Below are 2,049 nucleotides of genomic sequence, written 5' to 3' on the forward strand. Positions count from 1 at the left end.
TCGCAAAGCGGCTTAGGGGGCTGGTTCACGGGGATGGCGCAACTTTTTGGGAAATCCACTTCGGCCTCGAATGACAGCGATCCAGGTGGTCCGAAATCATCGCAGCAAAAGGCACAGGCGGAACAGGAGAATCAGAAGGAGGCGGCGGCCAGACCCCTGGAAAAAAGAAGTCTTGCCGATATCAGGCGGGAAATCCTGACACAGCAACAGAGCGGTCAGCAGGAGTAATTCCGCCGGGAATGGCGAATTTGGATCGTGGCGTGTTCTTCTCCCATGACCTGGGGGGGTACGCTCCCACGGGTTTAGCTTAAAAGTCGGCCGCCCTCGACGGGAAGTGAAATTCCTGTGATGTAATCGTTATCGATGAGGAACAAAACGGCTGCGGCCACGTGTTCCGGCTGACCCTCGCGTTTCAGAAGCGTGCTCTTAATTGCCTCAATTCGTTCGTGTTCAGCCAGATTCTCTGGCATCATCACTGGACCTGGCAGGATGCAATTGACACGGACGGCAGGATTTCGGTGAGCCAGCTCCACGGCGAGCGTTCTGGTCAGCGTGGGGATGCAGCCTTTGGAGAGAAAATAAGCCGCATAATTGAGGTAGGGACGCTCGATCGCCCAGTCACCGATGGTGATGATCACACCTCCTTCGCGCTGGTTGACCATGGCCAGCCCTCCTCGGTAACAGCACCAAAACGTCCCCATTGCGTTGACCTGGAAGTGTCGTACCACGTCGTCCGCTTTGAGTGACTCGAAAGGCGTGGGAATCCAGATGGCGGCCGCCGTCACGAGGACATCGATCCGCCCAAAGCGATCCAGTATCTCATCGAACATGCGGTCAACAGAGGAAAGATCAGCGAGGTCCGCCTGGAATAGCTCCGCGGTGATCCCCGCGGCTATACATTCCTCGCGAAACGCCTCCGCTTCCCGGCGGGACTCCCGGTAATGGAGCGCCAGCGCGTAACCGCGCTCCGCGAGAGCTCGGGCAACGACCTGCCCCACGCGTTTTTTGCCAGCTCCGGTCACCACCGCGACGCGGGAATTCCGGGGAAAACTTTCCATGGACTTCTCTCCTTCGCTCGTCGGCCTTTCCAGTGATGGTACTGGACGACGGGATTGGGGCCTCCATACGGCAAAATTCTTAAATCCACCGGATGGGGTCACACTCTGACTGGGACGCCCATATCTCCACTTGGGGGAAGCGCTCTCGGAGGAGATGGGCCAGGTATTCCACGCCGAGCCTTTCACTCTGGTAGTGCCCGATCATACACAAGCCGACTCCGAGGAATTCCGCCTCCACGCAGGTGTGGAAACGGGTTTCCCCCAGCACAAAGGCCTGGCACCCGGCCTGGTGGGCATCCCGGAGAAGTTCACCCGCTGCCCCGCAACCGATGGCCACCCGTTCCACCGGAAGACGCGGCGATCCCGCCACAGCAATGTGTTTCAAACCGAAGACTGTCTTCACATACTGGGCGAATTCGAGAAACGGTTGGGGTTCAGGAAGAATTCCCAGACGGCCGGTTCCCAGGGAAGGCTCGGCCGGCGAGGGGCGAAGGGGTCGGACGTCTGTGAGCTTCAGCCGCTCGGCCAGAAGCTGGTTGATACCCTGCGCGGCAGAATCGAACGAGGTGTGCGGCGAGAATACCGCGATCTGGTGCGCGGCCAGTTGCCACAGTATCCAACCCGGCAGTGTTTCTGTGGTGATTGCTTTCAGAGGTGTGAACGGCACCGGGTGGTGGCTGATGACGAGGTTTGCACCGTTCTCAATCGCTTCGGCCACCGTTCTGGGGGAAAGCGTGAGGCACGTCATGATCCGCTCCACGGCTCTCGCGGGATCGCCCAGCAACAACCCAGTGTTGTCCCAGGCCTCGGCGAGTTCGGGCGGACAGATCTCCCGGCAAACAGTGCAGACGTCTTCGACGGTTGGTTGACGGCTCATAGGACGGCTCCGTCTGGAAAACTGTGACGTCGATCGGGGGACCCCTCGGTTGATCCCCGGGACATACGATTTTCGTCTTATTATGTGCCCTCCGGAAGTATGGGGGCAGACGGG

3 protein-coding genes are annotated in these 2,049 nt (G+C 59.4%); 1 reads left to right on the forward strand and 2 read right to left on the reverse strand.

Annotated features, from left to right (window positions below; genetic code table 11):
* Window positions 1-228: hypothetical protein (locus H5U08_RS16865; RefSeq protein WP_297035741.1), on the forward strand; the 228-nt coding region annotated here is incomplete at its 5' end.
* A 74-nt stretch (window positions 229-302) separates the two neighbouring features.
* Here H5U08_RS16865 and H5U08_RS16870 read toward each other — a convergent pair.
* Both H5U08_RS16870 and H5U08_RS16875 read right to left on the reverse strand, forming a co-directional pair.
* Entirely contained in the window at window positions 303-1,058 is a 756-nt protein-coding gene (locus tag H5U08_RS16870) for an SDR family oxidoreductase (RefSeq protein WP_297035744.1), read from the reverse strand.
* Between the two features lie 79 nt (window positions 1,059-1,137).
* On the reverse strand, window positions 1,138-1,935 hold the full coding sequence (locus H5U08_RS16875) for a Nif3-like dinuclear metal center hexameric protein (protein ID WP_297035745.1): 798 nt from the start codon (window positions 1,933-1,935) through the stop codon (window positions 1,138-1,140).
* Window positions 1,936-2,049: the final 114 nt, after the last annotated feature.

It is taken from the genome of Thermogutta sp. (assembly GCF_014359955.1).
GTDB lineage: Bacteria > Planctomycetota > Planctomycetia > Pirellulales > Thermoguttaceae > Thermogutta.